Below are 20,093 nucleotides of genomic sequence, written 5' to 3' on the forward strand. Positions count from 1 at the left end.
CCGTCCTCCGGGGGTCGGCGCAACCGATGACCGACGAAAGGATCACCCCCGTGCGATCACGCACACGACAGCGTTGGCTCGTCGCGGCACCGCTCGCGGCGACGGCGGCAGTCGTCGCCGTGGGCCTGGCGCCGCCGTTCGGCGGCGCCTCGAGCCACCGTGAGGCGCCCTCGATCTCCCAGGACCCGAGCGCCGACAACACCGACGTCTACGCGTTCCGTTCTCCGGACGCGCCCAACACCGCGACCCTCGTCGCGAACTACGTGCCGTTCCAGGAGCCGGCCGGTGGGCCGAACTTCTACCGCTTCTCCGACGACGTGAAGTACGAGGTGAAGGTCGACAACACCGGCGACGGCAACGAGGACATCACCTACGAGCTGCGCTTCGACACGAAGATCAACAACCCGGCGACCTTCCTCTACAACACCGCCGCGGTGACGTACGACGCCAAGAAGGGCACCTACGCCAACCTCAACCTCGTGCAGACCTACACCCTGCGCAAGATCACGCGCGACTCCAAGGGCCGCACCGTCGTGCGGACACTCGGCAGGAACCTGCTGACGCCGCCGAACAACGTCGGGCCGCGCTCGACCCCGGACTACGAGTCGCTCGTGGCCCCGGCGATCCACACCTTCAAGGACGGCACGAAGGTGTTCGCCGGGCAGCGCGACGACCCGTTCTACGTGGACCTGGGTGGCACGTTCGACCTGCTCGGCTTCCGCAGCGCCCCCCCGGACGCCTTCAGCACCGGCGGCATCGACGGGCTGCGTGGCTACAGCGTCAACACGATCGCCATCCAGGTGCCGATCAAGCAGCTCACCCGTACCAAGGCGATCCCGACCGACTCGAACGCGACGAGCTCGGCCGTCGGCGTCTACGCCTCGGCCTCCCGTCCCGTGATCGACCTGAAGCGCAAGGACCCGAAGGTCCGCTGGCAGCAGGTCTCGCGCCTCGCGGAGCCCCTCGTCAACGAGGTGCTGATCCCGCTGGGCAAGAAGGACCTCTGGAACCGCAGCGACCCCTCCGACGACCGGCAGTTCGAGAAGCACTACCTCAAGCCGGAGCTCGCGGGCATCCTGAACGCCCTCTACGACATCGGCGCGCCCACGGAGAACCGGATCGACCTGACGACGGTCCTCCTGACGGGCATCCCGGCCGACAACGGCCTGGGTCTGCCGACGACGGCGATCAGCAGCAAGCCGGCGAAGGCCGACCTGCTGCGCGTCAACCTCGCCGTCCCGCCCACGCCGTTCGCCGAGCAGAACCGCCTCGGCCTCCTGGCCGGGCAGGCGGACGGGTTCCCGAACGGCCGGCGTCTGATCGATGACGTCGTGGACATCGAGGAGCGCGCCGTCGCGGGCGTCCTCTCACCGGCCTTCGGGCTGCCGGCACCGAACGGCGGCAACGCCGCCCTCGCGCCGCTGCTCGGCGACGGGGTCAACGCGAACGACAAGCCCTTCCTCCCGTCGTTCCCGTACGTGGCGACGCCCGGCTCGGGCTTCGACTCGGTCCCGCACGCCGGCTGACCGTCCACCGCATGCCGGGGGGCTCACGCCCCCCGGCATGTGCACCACCAGACAACCATCGACCGCCCGAGGACCGGACCCATGGCACCCCCCCGCCGCCTCACCTCCATGTCCATCGCACTGGCCGCCGCCGCCGCGGTGTTCGCCGTCACGCTCCTCGTGCTCGAGGGCCAGCGGGGCGCCGAGCCGGGTGTGGCCAACGCCGCCGGGCGACCCGGTCCCGACCAGATCATCACCGAGGCCGAGCAGCGTGTCGCGGCCGACCCGCGCTTCGCGCCCGGGTTGACCAAGCTCGCCGAAGGCTACTTCGCGCGCGCGGGAGCAACCGGCAATCCGGCGTGGCTCACGAAGGCGGAGGACGCCGGACGCCGTGCCGTCCGCGCGGACCCCGAGGCGTTCGAGGCGATGGACGCCCTCGCGAGCATCGCCGCCTCCCGCCACCGCTTCCGGGAGGCGCTCATGTGGACGCAACGGAGCCTCGCGGTCGCGCCCACCCGCGTCGCCCCCTTGAGCATCCGCACCGACGCACTCATCGAGCTCGGCAGATACGACGAGGGCTTCAAGCTTGCCCAGACGCGCCTCGACCTACGACCCGACCTCCCCTCCTACAGTCGCGCGTCGTACGTCCGTGAACTCATCGGCGACCGGGCAGGCGCCGTCCGCCTCATGGAGCTGGCGATCGACGCGGCCGCGCAGAACAGCGACTCCCGTGCGACCGCACGCGCCCAGCTCGGGCTGGTGCTACTCGCCGGCGGAGACCTGGCAGGGGCGGAGCGCCAGGTCCGCACAGCCCTGGCTGAGGTCCCCGGCGACACGAACGCCACCTTCGTCCTCGCGCGAGTATCGGCTGCCCGAGGCGATCTCGAGGAGGCTGCGGAGCTGTTCTCCCAGGTGGCTGCGGAGCTGCCGGAGCCGGACCACCTCGCAGCCCTCGCCGAGGTCGAGCGCGCCCTCGGCCGGACCGAGGCCGCCGAGCGCCACGAGGCCGCGATGCGCGCCGCGTTCGACCTCTTGGAGGCCAACGGCCAGGACGTCGACCTCGACGCGGCACTCCTCACCGTCGACCTCCGGCGGCCCACCACCGCCGACGTCGCCCGCGCACGACGGGGACAGGCCGCCCGACCGGGGATCGCCGGCGACCAAGCTCTCGGTTGGGTGCTGACACGGGCCGGCCGCTGTGCTGAGGGGGACCGCTACGCCAGCCGCAGCCTGCGCCTCGGCACCCAAGATCCCCTCATGCTGTTCCACGCCGGAATGGCCGCCGCCTGCGCCGGACGCCCCGCAGTGGCACGCGATCGCCTCACGGCCGCCCTCGAACTGAACCCCGCCTTCTCGGTGCGTTGGGCGCCGATCGCACGGAAGGAGCTGGCACGACTGCCTCGTTGACCTCCCCAACCGCCCTGCCTCTCCTCTCGAGGCCGGAGGCGGCTCGGCCGCAACGACTGGTCGCACTGCTCAGTCCACCGCAGGAGGGTATGCGGTCGCCCTGGGGTCGCCCCGCTCTGACGGACAGGTTTTCTAGGCCGCCGACTCCTGCCGGCTGTGGTGTTGTGCCTCGAACTCGGCGGGGCTGAGGTAGCCAGGTGCCGAGTGCCAGCGGCGTGGGTTGTACCAACCCTCGATGGAGTCGTAGATCGCCGTGCGCGCCTGTTGGCGGGTCGGCCAGGAGCGCCGGTCGATGAGCTCGGTCTTCAGCGTCGACATGAACGACTCGGCGAGAGGGCGTAGTCGTAGGCGTCACCGCGGGAGCCCACCGATTGGGCGATCCCCGCCTCGCGCAAGGTGCGTCCGCAGTGGGAGCTCGTGCACTGGGATCCCCGATCAGAGTGGTGCACCAGCGGGGCCTCGTGCACCTGGCGTCGCCACGAAGCCATCTGGATCGCATCGACCACCGGCTCGGCCCGCAGGTCCTCAAGCATCGACCAACCGACGACGCCTGCGGCTGCAGGCGTCAACACCACTGCGACGTAGAGCCAGCCGGGCCCAGGTCCGCACGTAGGTGATGTCGGCCACCCACAACGCGTTCGGTCGCTCGGCGAGGAAGCGTCGCTCGACCAGATTCGCGGCTGGAGTTCGCAGCGGGTCACGCTCGGCGGTGCGCTGGAAGCGGCGGCGGTGGTGCCCTCGATCCCGGCCTCGCGCCTCAATCGGGCGATGCGCTTGCGACCGTGGCAGTGGCCGTCGGCGGCCAGTTCCGCGTGGACGCAGGCGGCGCCGTAGGTGCCGCGGCTCATCAGGTGCACGGCGCGGAGCCGCTCAAGGAGTTGGTCGTCCTCGCGCCGCCGCATCGAGGGTGACCGGCTAGCCCACGATTAGAAGCCCGAGCGTGGGACGCCGAGCGTCCTGCAGAGGGTGGAGACCCGGTGGCCGGCCTTCACAGGCGGCGATGAACCGGTAGAGGCTCACCGCGTCGTCTCCGTGGCGAAGAAGCCGCAGCTTTGTTCAGGATATTCCGCTCCTCACGCGACACCTTGTTCTCACGACCCAGCCGCGCGAGCTCTGCGCGCTCGTCGCTGGTGAGCCCGGGCGCGGTGCCCTGGTCGATCTGCGCCTGCTTGACCCACCGGCGTACCGCCGTCTCGCCGAGGTCGAGCTCCCGGCAGACCGCCCCGATCGCCTTCCCCGACGACTCGATCAACTCGACCGTGCGGGCCTTGACCTCCTCACTGAACGCACGCCGTGCCCGTCGCTCCCGCTGCTCCATGTGGACCTCCTTGGAGAAGCATCATCACCTCTCCGATGGTGTCCGCAGAAGCGGGGCGACCCCAGGCAGTCAGGAAAAAATGTCCGTCAGAGCGGGGCGACCCCAGACGGGGGCGGACCGGTCCGGCCCCGTCGATCGTCCGGTCCTCGCGCCCCGGAAGCTGAGTAGCTCGGAGCGGTGTTCCATTGGTTTGATCGGACGCCCAACCGCAGTTCAGGTCCGTGTGTAGGCGAACATCACACCGCCGCACTGCACGCTCAAGGTTTCGAAGAGGTGCCTGCCGGCGGCCCGCTCAAGGCACCCGTAGGTGGCTCGGAGAGAGGGCACGCGTACCTGTTGACGCCTAACCGCGGGGTGGTTCAGTCGAGGGAGGAGGCGGCCGGCGCTGTCGAGCCAGCCCGTGGTCCAGTTGTTGCGGGCTCCACCAGCCTGATCCTGGAAGGCACCCCGCCACCGGATGGACACGAGACGCGCGTCCCGGCACGCCCCCCGGAGGTCACCCCTGCGCCGGACGCGAAGGCTGACGATCCCACGCCCGGGGGCCGGACACGACGACCACGACCCAGCCGTGAACGGCGGACTCCCGGGCCTGGATCCCTGCAGCCGGAAGGTACGACGGAGGCTGTCCACGACGTAGGCAAACCCAAACCGCGTCGCCCCCTCGTTCACGACGTAGCCACAGTAGGTCCACGTCCCGGCGGTCGCCTCGACGCTCCGCACGACCCGGCTCCATTTCCCGGCGCGGGGCGTGAAGTCGAAGATCAGCTGCTCACTGTCACCGGGCCACAGCAGTCGGGGATCACTGACACAGCCCCGCCGCCCTCTGAGCCGGTAGACCGTCACTCGCGAATCCCGATCGGCGCGGGTCTGCATCCACGAGGACACCACGCTCTGCCCCAATCCGTTCCGAGCTTGGGTAACGCCGAGATCCAGGGATGGAGGCGCTCCCTCCTGCCCGACCGCACCACCAGGCGTGACGAGGGCGGAGACAGCCACAAGCATCGCGAAGCGGCGGGACGGCGACATGAAAGCGACTATCGCAGCACACCCTGATCTGAGGGCGCGTCGCCGCTGTGGCGAGCCGCCCCCGTTCGCCGTGGGCCAGTTGGTGCGCCCCCAGCAGGGCAACGACACGGGTCCGCGGCGACGGGACAACGTCGGCAGTTCCAGTTCCGGCCCCGCGAGAGCCTCCGAATCCTGCTCCGCGCCGCCAGACATTTGACTCAGCGGCCGAGGCTCCCCGCGGGAGGCGAGGGCCGGGATTGAAGGAAGATCTGACTTGGCGCTGGCTCCGTAAGCTCGAGCGCCAGCCCCTTCCCGACGCGCGGAGGATCTGGTTCCGAGGCACCGCCATCCCTGCACCGCGCGCTACCGTCATCGAGTGGCTAAGCGCCAGCCGTACTCCTCGGCGAAATCGTCCCAGCACGTCGTGCAGACCCAGTGGTAGCCAGCGCCATGCGGATGCTCGCCGGTCGTGGCGTACCCCTCTGTCTGGTGTTCCGGATGCGCCTCGACGAGCCGGCGGTGCTCCTCCGAGAACGTCGGGTCGATGAACTTCGCCCAACAAAACTCGCAGTGCTCGTGCTCCCAGTTCTCGTTGGGCGGGTGGTAGGCCTTTCGCTCGAACGGCGTCCCCGCAGGGAGGTCGAGCTCTTGGGCCATCCTTCGCCAGTCGTCGGCGGCGGCGCTCATGTCTTGTCGGAATCGACCGCTTGAGGGTTGCGCTCAAGGGAGGCGCCGCGAGTCTCGCGACCCCTCCCGCCCGTCGGGGCTGTCCCCCGGCGGTCCCAATGGTGCGATGCCTGAAGTCAAGCTAGGAAAGAAGCGCCGCGCGAGGCAGAAAGAAGCAGGCGAGCGTATTCTCTCGTTGGCTTCTTTCTTCGGGTTGCCTGTACGAACTTCGACACCGGACGCCCCGGCCGCGTCCTTGGATCGCCCAGGCAATAAGTGCCCCCCAGGCTGGGGCCCCTGCTGAGCACATCGACACAGCCGCCAGATGGCGAAGAGGATCTCGGTGTCCGTCTCCGGTGAGACCGCTGAGCGTGCTCGGCAGTTGGCGGAGCGGGATTTCGCAGGGGACCTGTCCGCGCTGGTCGGCTTCCCGGTCGATCCAGAGGCGCGGTAGGTCGACTCCCTGGATGCCGTCGCCGAGTGGGAAGCAGCGAACGGCGCGATTTCACCGGCCGAGATCACCGCCGCGCGGGTGCGTTGGATGCGGTAGCCGCGCGACGCGACGGCGAGCCAGCCGTCGCCTTGCGCCACGTGAGCGCCGTCTCCCCGGCGCGGCGCCGCCGTCAGGAGATGTGGCCGCTATTCGGTGTCCAGATGCCGGTGCCGCTTACTGGGGCGCCGTCAGGGGGATGGGCGTGGCGGCGTAGGTCACGGAGACGCTCACGGCGATCGTCGACGGCTTGTAGCAGCGGGTGACTCTGCGACGCGAGATGACCGGGCCGCGGCGTCCCTCGACACGCGGACCGCGGCGGACCGTGGTGACCTTCCCGCAGTACTGGTTCGGGCCGAATCGGCCGGTGGTGTAGATGCCTCCGCCGAAGTAGCCGAAGGGGCTGCCGGCGGGCTCCTCGATCGACTGGATCAAGCCGAGCTGCAGGCCCCCCACCTCGGCAAAGCGCGTCGCTTGGTTGCGGGCCGCTCCGAACGCCGCGGGGATCGCGACGGCTCGAGCTTTCGCGACGGCACGCACGATCTTCGCGTTGTTGAGCGGCGCTGGCGCGACGACCTGCGCCTGCGCGGTCCCGGTCGCCGTGACCGTCTCACCGTGTGCGACGCCGGCCACTGCCGCCAGCGCCACCCCTGCGAGGGCACCCGCGATGGTCTTTGGTACACGCATGCCACAGCCTCCCTGTCCATCGCGGCTCGAATGTCCGCGCGTCGGGCGACCCTAAGCCGGGCAGGGGACGCGAACGCCCGGTCCCTCGCCCGGCGGCCCCGGTCGGAGGGGCGCCGTGGCCTTCAAACCACCCGGCGAGGCCAACGACCCCCTCCAACGCCGCCGGCCTCCATCCGGGGCGATCCACTCCATCGAGGAGATCGGCCCGAAACCCTCCGCCGGCCAAGCCCGGCGGGAGGCACACGGATGTCCACGCGCTCTTGCGTGCCCGTCGCTTGCAGGCTGGGGGTCCGGAGGACCCAGGACCGTGGGGGGCGTGAGCTAGGTCACCTGCGTCCCGCTCAGACGGCCTCGCCTGCGCAGCGCGTCACGCGGTAGCCGTAGATCGAGATGACCATCCCGACGACCGAGCCCACCAGGGCGAGCCAGAGCCCTCCCCCGACGGCGACGTCGGGCACCACGTAGAGCACACCGGCCGACGGGGGCGGAAGCGAGTCCCTGATCTGCTGGGGCGCGCTGCCGACGTCGGCGAGGCCGATGAGGGCGCCGACCAGGCCCACGCCCATCGCGCCCGCCAGCAGGCCGAGGACGATGCGCAGCCGTTCGAGTGTGCTGCGGCGGAACACGAGCACCGCGAGCACGACCGCGAGCACCAGACCCGCCAAGCCCGCCAGTGTCACCAGTCGCGCCCCTCCGATGCCGTCGCTGCCCTCCAGGGCGAATGGCGGTTCCCCGGGGCCCGAGACGTGCGCCCAGGGCTGCTCGACGCTCCCGAGGATGAGGAAGGCGGCCAGGCCGAGGCCGGCCGTGATCAACCCCGCCCGCAGCCGCGACGAGAGACGCGGGACCACCGGCGGTGCCCAGGCGGGCTCACGCCTGGGGGCGGGAGTCGGCCGGACGCCGCTGCGGGCCCGCGCCAGGACGGCCATGCGGAGGAGGGCGGGAGCCGGCAGGGGAGCGTGCTCACGGACGAACGACTCGGCGACGCTTTCGATGACGCCGGGATGCAGGCCCTCCAACGCCCGCTCGTACTCGGCCGTGCGAGGTGGATCGGCCGCGAGCTCAGGCCAGGCGCGCCGGAGGATCGCGCCGATGTCGGCCGACGACCACGACGGCGCAGGCGCGGGATCGAGTGCGGGGCCGGCGGCGGCTACCGGCGTGTGGGCGACTGCCGGCGTGACGCACGCGGGATCGCTCCAGTCGGGGACCGTGGCCAAGAAGGCCGCCGAGGCTCCCCGGGTCCGCACGAGGACCCGATCGATGCCCGAGCACCAGACCAGCCGACGGCCGCCGATACCCACCACCGGGGCGCCGATGAGCACCAGGGCCGAGACGCTGCCCAACGCGGCGCTGCCGAGCACCGCCGAGGCGACGAGGCCAGCGACGGCGGCGGCGGCCATGCCCCACGCCGCCCAGAGGGCGCGCAGGCGCACCCGCCGGTGGTGGACGCAGACGCTGAGGGTGAGTGTGGTGCGCCGGCGCAGGGCGAACGCGAGGATGATGTAGGGCAGGACCCACAACAGCACCAACGCGTACAGGGCTGGGTGGTGCCAGTAAAGGCGCCGCCGGATCGGCTCGCCGTCGCCCGGCTCGCCGCAGCGGACGCACACCTCCGGCCAGGTCGCGTCGTGCCGAGTGACCAACGTGCGCCCCTCGCGCCAGACGCCCCCCACGGCGGGGATCACGCCGCCGCACCGCGGGCAGCCCTCCGGCGTCACCTCACTGCGAAGACGACAACGCGGGCAGGTCACGAGTTCGGGTGGCGCGTGGGTGAGCGACGGCATGCCCGTGGTCATCGGCGTGTCCCCTTCGAGTAGCGATCCGGTCCGATGTGCGCGGGTGAACGCGCTCCCAAAACGGATCGACACCGCACCCGCCGAGCACGAGGACCCACGTTTCCTCGTTACCTATCGCCTGAGGCACGACACCGCATCCCAAGTAAACAGCGGGGTTCTTTGCCGCGTCCCACATGACGAGGTCCCTGGGGGGACTGGGCGAGGGATGGACCCGGACGCCGTCGGCGAGGACTTCCTCGAGCTGGGGCTCCGGTTCGTCAGTGTGCGCGGACGCACCCGCGGCATGCAGGCGGACTAGAGGGCTCGAGGACACCCGGAGGGCGGGCACCCGTGAGGCGCATAGCCCTTGCCTACCTGGTCGGCCGCCAACGCAGGTGATTCGCGGTCACCCCGTTCCTGGCACCGGCTGTTGAACCACGGGCGGGGCGGGAACCGAGCCTCCGCGGGCTCGCACTGCCGCCGCGGCCAGCGCGTCGATTCTCGCGTTCCAAGCCGCTATCACGGCTGGCGAGCGGACCGGTCCGCAGCCGCCCGGCTGAGCAAGATTCGGAACGCGGATGATGCGGCCTCCGCCGTCGAGCAGTAGTTTGCCGTCCGCCGTGACGACACGGATGGTCTTCGGTACCAGAGCGCAATCGATAGAGCCGTTGTCGCGTAGCCACGCGTCCCGGCCCGGTGCATTTGGCGCACTGCCCTCATCAACAGTGCCGTCGCCGCTGACCCATGAGGGCCGCGCCTCGGACGCAGGCAGTTCAAGGGAGCTCGGATCGATAGGTTCGTCCACCTGGGCAAGCGTTGCCGGGACCAGTCGGGGGCCCCGACTATCGCTCTCAGACACGGCCGCGACCGCGACGGCACCGACGGTCAGGGCGCACGTAGCCACAAGAGCAGCAACGGAACGTATTCCCGCTCGTCGAGTCATCAGGTCCCCCCTCGCGCTGATCGAAGCCCTGTCACAGGTTCAGCATGGGCCTGTTCCAGCCCTCTTGCCCGGCCGACCGTGAGTACAGCGGAACGCGTGGTACCGGCTTCGTTGAAGCTCAACGGGAGACCTCACCCGTGTTCCTCGTCGCCGGCCGGAGCGATGGTCGGTTTCGGTCGCGTGGTCAGGAGGATCACAACGGTCCAGCAACCCAGGCCGAGGGTGACGGCCGCGACCGAGCCGAGGGCGAAGTCGAGCGCCGTGACCCGCAACGCGAGCGCACCGGCGGCGACCGATGCCAGCACCATCGCGGCGACAGTCCTGAGGGCGGAGGCATCGAGTCCACATCGGGCATCGACCCAGAGCACCAGCCCGATCGTTCCGGCCAGCACCGTGGACGCGGCCCCGAACAACTCGAGGATCACGTCGACGCCTCAGCCGCACGGGGGTTCCGCTCAAGGCCGTCTTCGTCTCTCACAACGCCTCCATGGTGGGTCCGTCCGGGCTCTCCCTTGGAGTGACTACTCCGGTGGGACCCGTCCGCATCCCAGCCTCGGGAGACGCGTCCTCGAGGCAGGCATCTCGGAGGGTCAATCGGGCGGTGACGGCCATTCACCGTTCTGAGAAGAGGAGGCGGTCGGGGGCGGTCAGTGGTGCACCGGCCGCCCACACGACCACCGCCGAGTCGGAGTCGCCGCCGGCGGCGGCGATGAGGTAGCCGGGCCGCGGCGGGTCGGTGACGACGGTAGGTCTCCCCCACGCCCCGTCCGTTGCGGCGGCCACGCTGACCGCGAGGCCCTCCGGGACGGCGGAGCCGATGGCCAGGAGACCTCCGTCACCTGCACCAGCGACGAGGAGCACTGGTGGCGGGCCGGCGTAGGTGGAGGGTGGCGGCCCCCCGCCGGTGTTTGCGGTCGAGACGGCTGGCGCGGCGACGCGTACCGGCCGCTCTCCTGTCGCGATCGGGTCGGCGGCCCGCACCTCGACCTTCCCGTCTGCGGGTGCGCCAACCCAGCGGACCCAGGTGAGCATCGGCACGCCGCGGCCGGCGAGGGCCAGGGAACCGGCACTGGCGGCGGGGACGCGGTCGTGGATGCGGGGACGCGTCCACACCCCCGATGGGGGGAGGGTGGCGGTCTCGATCGTCGCCCGCCGGTCGCGTTCGGTCGTCCACCCGGCGACCAACGTGCCGTCCGCCGCGAACATCGCGACCGGTGAGCGGGCCCCCTCGGTCCCGACGAGGGCGAGTGGGGCGTCCCACTCCCCCGTGCTGGTGGCCACCATCGACACGAGGGAGCGGACCCGCCCCGGGATTTTGGCGAGGGCCACAACCCCGACGCGGCCGTCATCAGCGACGGCGACGGCGGGGGCGTCGATGCCGAGGCCCTCGGTGGTGATGCGACGGGGGGGTGTCCACGGCCCGCCCGGCGGGTGGCGCACCGTCCACAGCCCGGGACCATTGAGGCCACGTCCGATCACCGTCGCCGTACCGTCATCAGCGACGACGACGCGGCCCCAGGGGCTGGCCGCGACCCGTGAGATGGCCTGTTCGGCCTGCCATTCGCCACCGGCCGGCCGGGTGCTCGACATGAGGATCGCGCGTCGCCCACCCGTCAACAGCCAGAGGGCGGCGAGGTCGCCACGTTGGTTGGTCGCGAGCCCCGTCGGTTGGATCGGGAACGCGGATGAGGCGACGAGGGTCTGCGCCTCTGACCAGTCCCCGCCGGCGGGACGGGAGATTTGACGGAGAGCCCAGGCGCCGTCGATGCGTTGGGTGAAGAGCACGTGGATCCCGCCGCCCGCCTCCACGGCGACCTGGGCCGACCCGACCGCCGACCCCGGGACCGGGATGTCCACGGCGGGACTCCACGAACGGTCCGACGGCGTCGCGGAGGGCCCCCGCACAGCCAGGAGGACGGCCGCCGCGGCGAGGGCGATGCAGATCACTGCGATGGAGATCACCCGGTTGCGGGTCACGGCTCACCACCCCCGGGGGCGACGGAGGCGACCACTTCGAATCCGTCGCGCGTACGCACCTGGCGCAGGCCGACGAGGACGCTCGTTCCGTCGTCGCCGACCGCCAGCCGACTCGGGCTCGCGCCGCCGAGTCGAACGGTGGTCTCTCCGCCGACCGTTCCGTCCGGTGCGATGAGACGGACCCTCGCGTTGCGTGCGCTACTTGAGACGACCAGTCCGCCGGCGGCGTCGGGAACGATCGCGAGGCTGAGCGGTGACCCTCCGATCTCCCGCGGCGCCCCCCAGGATCCGTTGCCCCATCGCACGAGGCGGGGTGTTAGCGGCGTCGACGAGTACCCGCCGGGGAACGGCTCGACGCGGTAGTAGACGCCGACGAGCGCCGGGACGCCACGTCCATCGACGCCGACGGCCGGCGGGTCGTTCACCTGTGCCTCTGTGGAGGGTGGAGCCAGAGCCCTCGTGGCGGGCGACCAGGCACCCGAGGGGTCACGGACGGTCGCAACGAACGCCCCGTCAACCCACCCCACGACCGCGGTGCCGTCACGGGCGATCGCGGAGGCCGCGAGGCGCTTACCGATACCTGCAGCCCCCAGTTGGTGGGGAGCCGACCAGGACCCCGACGCACCACCCACCGACACCCACGCCCGCCACTGGGGACCTGTGCGTGGATCGATGACACGGGCCTGCCACGTCACGATCGTCGCGCCTGAACGCCGATCGCCTTCGAGGCGCAGATCAACCGCGCTTCCGGGTGTCGCCCCGATCTTCTCCCGCGCCCAGTCTCCGCCGGGGGATCGTCGCGCCGACCACGCGGCACCGTCGACCGCGAAGACCGCCGTCGCGACCCCCGAGCGGGACACCTCCAGTTGCGGCCGGTAGACGGCGCGGAGGGCCTGGGTCGGTTCACTGACCTCCTCGACCTCCCCCCACCCTGCCCCAGGCGTCGTGGTGCGGCTGGCGATCCGCCACCGCGTCCCCACCCGCCCCTCGAGGGTGCCGGCCGCCGAACCGTCAGGGAGCGTGAAGTCACGGGACACCTCACGCCCGAGAAGCTGCTCGCGCCAGATGACTGTGAACCGGCCGCTCCCATCGACGCCGATCCGCGGGTACGCGGCGCGGCGGGCAGGGTCCGAGAGCCGGACCGCCGTCGACCAGGCACCACCCGCGGGACGGGTGGAGACGACGACCCGGCCGCCCCGCGTCCAGACGACCGCGGTACGCCCCGCCCCGTCGACGGCCGCATCCAGGGAGGTGTCGTACCCCGGAAGGTCCCCCACCACCTCGGCGGGATCGAACGCGAGCGACGCACGGGCGCCGGGGGCCTCCGTACCGCCGCGACCGACGAGCGCGACGGCGAGGGCCGCCCCTGAACCCGCGAGGACGGCACCAACCAGGATCAACCGAACACGCCGCGACCGCAGCCCACGGTTCACCCAACCCGAGGGGGTGAGCGCCCTCGCCGCCGGACCCGAGAGGCCCGCCGCGCGGAGGATCCGGTCCTCGAGGGCGTCAGGAGGGACCGGCCAGTCGGGTCGCGCCCCACGGATCTGGGATTCCAGGTCAGGCACGCGAGGACTCCCCGAGCGCCGCGCGGATCTCCACCAGGGCCCGGGCGATGCGGGAGTTGACCGTCCCGACGGGGACCTCGAGCGTGGCGGCGATCTCACTCGGGGTCAGGTCCAGCCAGAAACGAAGGACGACCACCACCCGCCGGTCCTCCGACAGCTCCGCGATCGCGCGCCGCAGATCCGCCGCGTCGCCGTGGCGGCCGACCCACTCCACCGGTACATCAGGCACCTCGCCGAGATCCACCAGCCGCTGCTCCGAGCGCAACACGTCGAGACTGCGACGCGTCGCGATGCGCGCGACCCAACCGGGGAACGCGGCAGGCTCATCGAGATCGCCGAGGCGGGCGAGCGCCCTCACCATCGTGTCCTGAGCGATGTCATCAGCGAGAGCACGGCGGCCGGTGACCGCGAACCCCCGACTCCACGCCAACCGCCAATGCCGACGCACGAGCTCCGAGGCGGCGTCCTTCGATCCCGCGCGGGCACGCGCCACGAGATCTGCCACCGGTGTCTGGGACACGTCCACACCCTCTAGGACGCCCCGGACACCCGCAGCGGTCCCGGAACTCGGGACTAGTCTCTTTTCCCATCCCGCTACGGCGTTCGTCCCCCGCCGTGTGGCCGGCGGGGCGGTCCCCATGGCGCGTGCGTGTGCGGTCCGGGATGCGAAGACACCCCTGGGTCGTTGGATGGGGGACGACATGCCGACGCCACGTGAAGCAGAACTCATCCGGGAGGCCCTCTCGGGATCCACCGACGCGATCGGGGAGCTGTTCTCGTCCCACTGGACCGGCGCATGGCGGGCCGCGATGGGGATCACGGGGTCCCGGGCGCTCGCGGACGACGTCGCCCAGGATGCGTTCGAGCGTGCGATCCGTGCACTCGGCCGGTTCGACGGGCGCCGGCCGTTCGCGGCGTGGCTCCACACGATCGTGGTGAACCGCTGCCACGACGTGATGCGCCGGGAACGCCGGATCACAGGCATCGGCGACGACATCGCCGATCCCTCTGCCGATGACCCGGAGTCGGATCCGCTGCTCCGCGGGCAGGTGCGTGCCGCCCTCGCGGAGCTCTCCCTCGACAGACGCACCGTGATCGTCCTGCACTACTGGCTCGGCCACCCAGCCGCCGACATCGCCGCGATCCTCGGGGTCCCCATCGGGACCGTCCATTCACGGATGTCGCGGGGACTCGCCGAGCTCCGCCAAAGCCTCGAGGTGGAAGATGCCGAGAGACCTCGATGACCTGATCCGCGCCGCCGGCGCGGACCTCGAACCCGACCCCGACGTGACGGGCCGGGCGCGGGCGCGGGTGCTCGCAACCCGCCCCCGCCCATCCCGGCGCCTGCGGCGGATGCTCCAGTCGCGCCGCGGGCGCACAGGGATGCTCGCGTTCGGGCTCCTCCTCGCCGGGGGTGGGGCGACGGCCACGGTCGGTGTCCTCACCGACCGGGGCGGTGACGGCCCCCCGTGGCGACCCCTCCCCCAGAACTGCTTCGCCCTCGACGGCGACACCTTCGCCCCCCCACCCCTGCGGAACGCGGTGGCCGTCGGTACGGGGGGACGACCGACGGTCGTATGGGTCGCCGGCGACGGCACGATCGCGAGCGCCGACGGGCAGGACGACGGTCGGTGGGGGGCGCCCCAGGCCCTGGGTGACTTCGGCGCGGACGCTCCGGGCGACGCCGTCGCGCTCGTGGGGAACACCCGTGGCGACATGGCGGTCGCGTGGGCCGCCGACCACGCGATCCACGTCACGGTCCGCCCGGCAGGGGGATCCTGGAGCACCCCACGCCGGCTCTCCGACGACGGCCGCTGGGTGATGAACGTGGAGAAGCCGCCGCTCGCCGTCGGACCGGCGGGCGAGGTCGCCGTCAGCTGGTCGGACGTCGCCCGGGAGGACGTGACGGCCGCCGGCGAGGGCTACGGCATCAGCGGCCCCGTGGCAATCCGGGTGGCGACCGGCCGCGTCGACGACTCGTGGGGTGCCCCTCGAGTCCTCGAGGGGTTCGGGGACCCGTTCGTCAGCGGCCCGCCCGCCATCGCGTTCGATGCCGAGGGTGTCCCGATCGTCGTCGCCCCCGGCGGCGTCCCGGGGGTCACCGTCGCCGAACTGGACCCACAGGACGGTGCCCTCGTTGACGGGACCAAGCGCCGCCTCACCCTGCCCCCCCTTTCCCGCGCACTCGCGCGCGGGGCGAGCTTCTCGGGGCCCGTGGCCACTACCGGCGCCGACGGCACCGTTGTCGTCGGCTGGTCGAGCAACGGCATCGTCACCGCCGCTATCCGTTCGCCCCGGGGCGTGTGGGGCCAGCCGGCGCGTGTCTCGCGTCCGGGGGCGGAGGCCAACGACGTCCGGTTCGCGGTCGGCGCCGATGGCCGTGTCGCGGCGGTCTGGAGTGCCGTCGCCCGCGACCCGGCTCCTGGCAGACCCGGACGCCGCTCCCGCACCGTCTCGGCCGCGGTGCGCGACGCCGGTGAGCGGTGGGAGGCCCCCACCCTGCTCTCGGAGGAGGGGGACGTGGTCAGCGCCCCCGACGTCGCGGTCGCCACCGACGGCCGCGTGAGCGTCGCGTGGGCGCTCGGCACCAACGGCATCTCGGGGCGGGACTCCCGGGTCCTGGCTGCCGACCGCCCCGCCACGGGGGCCGGGTGGAACGCATCCGTGCAGGTGTCCGAGAACGGCCTGGGGCCGCTGTTCCCGACGGTGGCGGAGCTGGCGAGGGGCCAGCGCCTCATCGTGTGGAGCCGATGCGACGGACACCGCCAGGGAACCCTCCGCGCCGCCACCGGCGACGACGCGTCGACTTGGTCGGCACCTGCGGGCGTCTCGGGCAGCGGGTAGGGCCGTCAACCGCCGGAGCCGATGGAACGGCCCCGGTCGGCAGGTAGTGCCGTCCTACGGGGTCCGTCGTGCCGCTGAGCGCCTTCGATCAGTTGGTGACCGCGTTGAGGACGAGGATGGGGGCCACCACCGAGGCGGTGACCGCGATCGTCGTATATAGGCCTCGACCCTTGTCCTCACCTCGGTTCAGGTAGACGCCCACCACGACGAAGGCGAGCGACAAGAGCGGCACCGTGAGAAGCCCCCAGAAAAGCTGGTCCTGCTCGCGGCCGTCATCGCAGTAGGCGCGATCATCGTTGGTGTCGGTGACGCAGCCGAAACCGGACAAGGCGAACAGGAGGAACGCGGACAAGGCGGCACACCCCGCCACCGTCACGGCGGACTCCATCACGACCACTCGGCGTGGGTCTGTCCCACGCACGCACAACGCCGCCCCCGCGCCGTAGACACCCGCGAACGCCGCCCAGGAGGCGAGGGCGACCAGGGTGGGAGACACGCCCATTGGTCAGATCCTGGACATCGAGGGCGCTGCCGGCACCACCCATTCGAATGGATTCAGGGTCCGCTCAGCTCACGCGCACCGTGGCCTGCTGGCGGAGGCCCGAGCGCCCACCGGGCTCCCGGCCGGTCGCGCGAATCACATAGGTCCCCGGGCGTGCCGGCAGCGGCACCCGGATGACGGACCGGCCCGCAGGGAGGGTGCGGACGACGGCCGGTCGAGCTGGCGTGCCCAGCACACTCAGCGCGACGCGTGTGCGGCGCCACAGCTGGAACCTCACGCCGACCGTGGTCCCCGCCCGCACCCGGCCCGGCGACGAGAGGCCCAGGGGGCCGAGATCGTCGACGCCGACGAGGGCAGGCTTCGTTCCTCGGGCCGGGGCAGCGACCGCGAGGAGCGCGGACCGCTCACCAGCGGCGAACCCGCGGCTGTCGCCGACGAGGATCGGGGTGCGGCGGACCCGCCCACCAGGGCGGTCCGCGAAGGCGATGAGGCCGGAGGACGAAGCGGCGTTCTCACCTGGGAAGATGCCCGCCACCCACGACCCGTCGGCGGCGAAACGAGGCTCCGCGGCACCCGCAGCGGGGAGGAGGGTCAGCGTCTCAAGAGTGTCGGAGGGCGGCCCGGACAGGGGCGGGACGGTCCGGAACAGCAGGGGCTCCGGGCCCACGTCGCTGTCGCCCTCCGCGCCGGGCCACGCGACGGCGATCGAGCCCCCGCCACTCACCGACGCGGCCGGCGGCCGGACGCCCTCGCCGAGGTCCGTAGGCGGGTCCCATGTCGGCGCCCCCGGCAGCCGCCGGGCGACGAACGCGTGCCGTGTCGTGCCGCCCGGCGGGATCCCCGTCCAGCCGGCGACCAGGAGACCGTTCGCCGCAGCCGTCGCGGAGACGCGGACACCGAGAGGCACCGACGTCGGCACCCCCACCCGGGCCACTTCGACCGGCCCCTCCCAAGCGTCATGGATGCCCCCGCGACTCACGGCGCGGACGTGCCCGTCGGGTGTGGCGCTGACCGCGAGGGCGGCGCCACCCGACGCCAAGGCAACGGCCCCGGGAGCGCCGCCCGGGGCATCCGGGGCCTGGAGCCAGGTGCTCGCCGTGCGCCGTGCACCGCGCAGGACCAGTCCGCCGGTACCGGGACCCGGGACCCCGTCCTCCACCCACAGGACATCGAGAAGACGGCCCCGGCTACCGGGGGTCAGGGCAAGGCGGATCGACGAGACCTCCGCGCCGGCGGCGGCCGGGGGCGAGAGGTCGCGCCACCGACCCGTCCAACCGCGCCGCACCTTCACCACCAGGCCGCTCGGCGCGGGGTACGCGACGAACGCGTCGCCGTTGGCGCCGAGGGCCGCCTCGACACCACTCCACGAACCGGACGATGAGACGGCGACAGGGGCGGCGAGAACGCCGCGGGCGCCGCGTCGCTGCCGCACCTGGAGCACGACGGGCTCCGTCGCGGACCTCCGTCGCGCGAGGACGACGAGGGCGTCCCCGGCATCCGTCACGGCGACGTCGGAGACCGCCGCCACCTCGGGGTCACCACCCGACAGTGTCAGCACCGGACCCGTCGCGAGCGGCGCGCCCACCCCCGAGCCCGCCACGGCGAGCGCGGTCAACGCTACGAGCCCCACCCCCGCCCCGCGCGCTCCCATGGCACCCATGAGGCCTCCCTCGTCTATCCCTTCTCGAACGGTATCCCGAAGGGGGGATCGCGGTAGAGCAGAGAGGTCACGGCTGCGAACCTTCATAGATGGATGGTCGCGACCTCTCGCCTGACATGGGACGCGTAAGCCGCGCAGCTTCTGCCCGCTGCCGCGGCAGCGGCAATCCCACTACCGTCGCCACCAGGCCGCCCGCGCCTCGGCGCCTCGTGCACCACAAGTGCCGATGCCTCAGCGACCGGGTGGGGCGCTGCGACCGACCGATCGGCGACCCGTTCGGCCGGACGTGGCGAACCTCGCGCGATCGCGAGGGACGCAGATGCGTATGCGCGCCCGCTCGCCGGCGAATGAGCCGCAAGGTTTCGACCCCTCCGTGACACCTTCTCTTCGATGACCGTTCACGCGCCCCTCGATGTTCCCCCGGCGGCAGCCACCGTCGAGGAGTTGGCGGAGAGGGCGGGGGGCATCGCAATGTCGATCGCCATGGCCACTCTTCGCGACCCCGAGAAGGCCGCGGATGTGGCGCAGGATGTGGTCGTCGACGTGTTGCGTGGCCTCCCTCGACTGAAGGATCGACGGGCCTTCGACGCCTGGGTGCGCCGGATCGCGGTTCGACACCTCAGCCGAGCCCTTCGCCGGAGAACCGTCCGGCGAGCCCGGGAGGCCGAACTCACCGAAGAAGTGGCGACGACCGGCGCCGACCACGAGGCAGTCCTCCTGAGGCTGAGCGTCGCCCGCGCGCTGGCAAAGCTCCCGCCGCGCCAGCAGCTCGCCGTGATCCTCCGCTACCTCCACGACCTCAGCGATGCCGACGTCGCGACGGCCCTCGGCTGTCGAACCGGCACCGCCGCGTCGTTGCTGTCGAGAGCGCGATCAACCCTCCGTGAAGACGCCGAACTCCGGCGACTCATGGGACCAGACTGGAAGGATTGGACATGAAGGCGCTCGAGGAGGCGATCCGCGAGACGCTCGATCCGATGCGTGATCTGCACCTTGACGATCGGCGCCTGCGAGATGCCCATCAGCGCGCCCGAGCGCAGGGAGCCAGCCAGCCTGGATGGCACCGAGCGGTCGGGGTTGCTGCAGCGGCGGGCGGCGCCGTCGCGCTGGCCGTCGTCCTCACGCTCTTGATAATCGCGACCCCTTCGGAACCGACCGGGCCGGCGGAACAGGGGGCGTCTGTCGCCCCCGCGATCCCGGCGTATCCCGACACCAGCGCAGGGCGACGAGGTGTGACCGAGCTCCTGGCGCGCGCGGCGGGCCCAAACCCCGAGCGCCGAGTCCGGCCCGCAAGCATCGCGGCGGTGTACTCCCACGACACGCGGCACGGCCGATACACCGTCTGGACCGCACGCGTCCGAGACCCGCGTATTGGGGCGGTGGTCTTCTCCTCACCGCGCCTGGGCTCTTGGCCGGTCCTCCGCCGCGACCTCGCCACAACCCCCGGCGATGGGCTACGAGTCGCCCTTCAAGTCCGTTCACCAGCCGCGCGGGCGAGCGAGATCTATGGCTCGGTCGCGCCGACGGTAACCCGCGTCGTGGCCGTGCTCCGCAACGGTGACCGGACCGAAGCCCTCACCGGCGGCGGCTGGTTCATCCTCAGCGTCGACACCGGACACCCCGCGCCGACCCGCCTCCTCGCGTTCGACGCCTCCGGCTCCCGCGTCGGGGAGATCATCCCGCTCCGCTGATCGAGCACGGCAAGGATTCGGCTTTGCGGATGGATGGATCTTGGTGCCGGGACCT

General features: G+C 71.9%; 17 protein-coding genes and 1 pseudogene. 6 read left to right on the plus strand and 12 right to left on the minus strand.

Annotation, left to right across the window (positions count from 1 at the left end):
* The first annotated feature begins 50 nt into the window (after nucleotides 1–50).
* The gene (locus tag IU369_RS21970; RefSeq protein ID WP_246551629.1) at nucleotides 51–1,526 is read left to right on the plus strand and encodes a DUF4331 domain-containing protein; all 1,476 of its coding nucleotides are present in this window, start codon (nucleotides 51–53) and stop codon (nucleotides 1,524–1,526) included.
* An 81-nt stretch (nucleotides 1,527–1,607) separates the two neighbouring features.
* Nucleotides 1,608–2,912, plus strand: coding sequence for a tetratricopeptide repeat protein (locus IU369_RS21975; RefSeq protein WP_217924577.1), 1,305 nt, complete (start codon nucleotides 1,608–1,610; stop codon nucleotides 2,910–2,912).
* A 132-nt stretch (nucleotides 2,913–3,044) separates the two neighbouring features.
* Here the strand turns inward: IU369_RS21975 and IU369_RS21980 are convergent.
* From IU369_RS21980 to IU369_RS22025, 10 genes and pseudogenes are all read right to left on the minus strand, one after another.
* Nucleotides 3,045–3,239 (minus strand): annotated as a pseudogene (locus IU369_RS21980) (IS3 family transposase); the annotation flags it as partial.
* Nucleotides 3,218–3,814, minus strand: a complete 597-nt coding sequence (locus IU369_RS23915; protein WP_217924579.1) for an IS3 family transposase — start codon at nucleotides 3,812–3,814, stop codon at nucleotides 3,218–3,220. The pseudogene IU369_RS21980 and the gene IU369_RS23915, both read right to left, overlap by 22 nt.
* Nucleotides 3,815–3,900: 86 nt before the next feature.
* On the minus strand, nucleotides 3,901–4,230 hold the full coding sequence (locus IU369_RS21990) for a transposase (RefSeq protein WP_217924580.1): 330 nt from the start codon (nucleotides 4,228–4,230) through the stop codon (nucleotides 3,901–3,903).
* A gap of 1,374 nt (nucleotides 4,231–5,604) precedes the next feature.
* Nucleotides 5,605–5,922 carry a hypothetical protein gene (locus IU369_RS21995; RefSeq protein WP_217924581.1) on the minus strand — a complete coding sequence of 106 codons (318 nt, stop codon included), beginning with the start codon at nucleotides 5,920–5,922 and terminating at the stop codon, nucleotides 5,605–5,607.
* A gap of 646 nt (nucleotides 5,923–6,568) precedes the next feature.
* The gene (locus IU369_RS22000) at nucleotides 6,569–7,078 is read right to left on the minus strand and encodes a hypothetical protein (RefSeq protein WP_217924582.1); all 510 of its coding nucleotides are present in this window, start codon (nucleotides 7,076–7,078) and stop codon (nucleotides 6,569–6,571) included.
* A 341-nt stretch (nucleotides 7,079–7,419) separates the two neighbouring features.
* Complete coding sequence (locus IU369_RS22005; RefSeq protein ID WP_217924583.1) at nucleotides 7,420–8,721, minus strand: hypothetical protein; 1,302 nt, start codon at nucleotides 8,719–8,721, stop codon at nucleotides 7,420–7,422.
* Nucleotides 8,722–9,927: 1,206 nt separating this feature from the next.
* The gene (locus IU369_RS22010; protein ID WP_217924584.1) at nucleotides 9,928–10,221 is read right to left on the minus strand and encodes a hypothetical protein; all 294 of its coding nucleotides are present in this window, start codon (nucleotides 10,219–10,221) and stop codon (nucleotides 9,928–9,930) included.
* 187 nt (nucleotides 10,222–10,408) lie between these two features.
* On the minus strand, nucleotides 10,409–11,758 hold the full coding sequence (locus IU369_RS22015) for a hypothetical protein (protein WP_217924585.1): 1,350 nt from the start codon (nucleotides 11,756–11,758) through the stop codon (nucleotides 10,409–10,411).
* A gap of 11 nt (nucleotides 11,759–11,769) precedes the next feature.
* On the minus strand, nucleotides 11,770–13,341 hold the full coding sequence (locus IU369_RS22020) for a hypothetical protein (RefSeq protein ID WP_217924586.1): 1,572 nt from the start codon (nucleotides 13,339–13,341) through the stop codon (nucleotides 11,770–11,772).
* Nucleotides 13,334–13,861, minus strand: a complete 528-nt coding sequence (locus tag IU369_RS22025) for an RNA polymerase sigma factor (RefSeq protein ID WP_217924587.1) — start codon at nucleotides 13,859–13,861, stop codon at nucleotides 13,334–13,336. Before IU369_RS22025 ends, IU369_RS22020 begins: the two co-directional genes overlap by 8 nt.
* A 181-nt stretch (nucleotides 13,862–14,042) precedes the next feature.
* Here IU369_RS22025 and IU369_RS22030 point away from each other — a divergent pair, with 181 nt between their 5' ends.
* Entirely contained in the window at nucleotides 14,043–14,585 is a 543-nt protein-coding gene (locus IU369_RS22030) for an RNA polymerase sigma factor (protein WP_217924588.1), read from the plus strand.
* Complete coding sequence (locus IU369_RS22035; protein ID WP_217924589.1) at nucleotides 14,566–16,185, plus strand: hypothetical protein; 1,620 nt, start codon at nucleotides 14,566–14,568, stop codon at nucleotides 16,183–16,185. The genes IU369_RS22030 and IU369_RS22035 overlap by 20 nt, the downstream gene beginning before the upstream one ends.
* 88 nt (nucleotides 16,186–16,273) lie before the next feature.
* On the opposite strand, the gene IU369_RS22040 is transcribed toward IU369_RS22035, so the two are convergent.
* Together IU369_RS22040 and IU369_RS22045 are read right to left on the minus strand one after the other, a co-directional pair.
* Nucleotides 16,274–16,573, minus strand: coding sequence for a hypothetical protein (locus IU369_RS22040; protein WP_217924590.1), 300 nt, complete (start codon nucleotides 16,571–16,573; stop codon nucleotides 16,274–16,276).
* A gap of 178 nt (nucleotides 16,574–16,751) precedes the next feature.
* Nucleotides 16,752–18,338, minus strand: a complete 1,587-nt coding sequence (locus tag IU369_RS22045) for a hypothetical protein (protein ID WP_217924591.1) — start codon at nucleotides 18,336–18,338, stop codon at nucleotides 16,752–16,754.
* 399 nt (nucleotides 18,339–18,737) lie between these two features.
* Between IU369_RS22045 and IU369_RS22050 the strand changes: the two genes are divergently transcribed.
* Entirely contained in the window at nucleotides 18,738–19,286 is a 549-nt protein-coding gene (locus IU369_RS22050; protein WP_217924592.1) for an RNA polymerase sigma factor, read from the plus strand.
* Complete coding sequence (locus IU369_RS22055; RefSeq protein WP_217924593.1) at nucleotides 19,283–20,038, plus strand: hypothetical protein; 756 nt, start codon at nucleotides 19,283–19,285, stop codon at nucleotides 20,036–20,038. The genes IU369_RS22050 and IU369_RS22055 overlap by 4 nt, the downstream gene beginning before the upstream one ends.
* The last annotated feature ends 55 nt before the right edge of the window (nucleotides 20,039–20,093 follow it).

Source organism: Miltoncostaea oceani (assembly GCF_018141545.1).
Classification (GTDB): domain Bacteria; phylum Actinomycetota; class Thermoleophilia; order Miltoncostaeales; family Miltoncostaeaceae; genus Miltoncostaea; species Miltoncostaea oceani.

Bases quoted from the DNA above. Each gene is read 5' to 3' on its own strand.
- IU369_RS22055 (WP_217924593.1), top strand. From the start codon at position 19,283: ATGAAGGCGCTCGAGGAGGCGATCCGCGAGACGCTCGATCCGATGCGT.
- IU369_RS21990 (WP_217924580.1), bottom strand. From the start codon at position 4,230: ATGGAGCAGCGGGAGCGACGGGCACGGCGTGCGTTCAGTGAGGAGGTC.
- IU369_RS22045 (WP_217924591.1), bottom strand. From the start codon at position 18,338: ATGGGAGCGCGCGGGGCGGGGGTGGGGCTCGTAGCGTTGACCGCGCTC.
- IU369_RS22035 (WP_217924589.1), top strand. From the start codon at position 14,566: ATGCCGAGAGACCTCGATGACCTGATCCGCGCCGCCGGCGCGGACCTC.
- IU369_RS21995 (WP_217924581.1), bottom strand. From the start codon at position 5,922: ATGAGCGCCGCCGCCGACGACTGGCGAAGGATGGCCCAAGAGCTCGAC.
- IU369_RS22040 (WP_217924590.1), bottom strand. From the start codon at position 16,573: ATGGAGTCCGCCGTGACGGTGGCGGGGTGTGCCGCCTTGTCCGCGTTC.
- IU369_RS22050 (WP_217924592.1), top strand. From the start codon at position 18,738: ATGACCGTTCACGCGCCCCTCGATGTTCCCCCGGCGGCAGCCACCGTC.
- IU369_RS22000 (WP_217924582.1), bottom strand. From the start codon at position 7,078: ATGCGTGTACCAAAGACCATCGCGGGTGCCCTCGCAGGGGTGGCGCTG.
- IU369_RS23915 (WP_217924579.1), bottom strand. From the start codon at position 3,814: ATGCGGCGGCGCGAGGACGACCAACTCCTTGAGCGGCTCCGCGCCGTG.
- IU369_RS21975 (WP_217924577.1), top strand. From the start codon at position 1,608: ATGGCACCCCCCCGCCGCCTCACCTCCATGTCCATCGCACTGGCCGCC.
- IU369_RS22030 (WP_217924588.1), top strand. From the start codon at position 14,043: ATGCCGACGCCACGTGAAGCAGAACTCATCCGGGAGGCCCTCTCGGGA.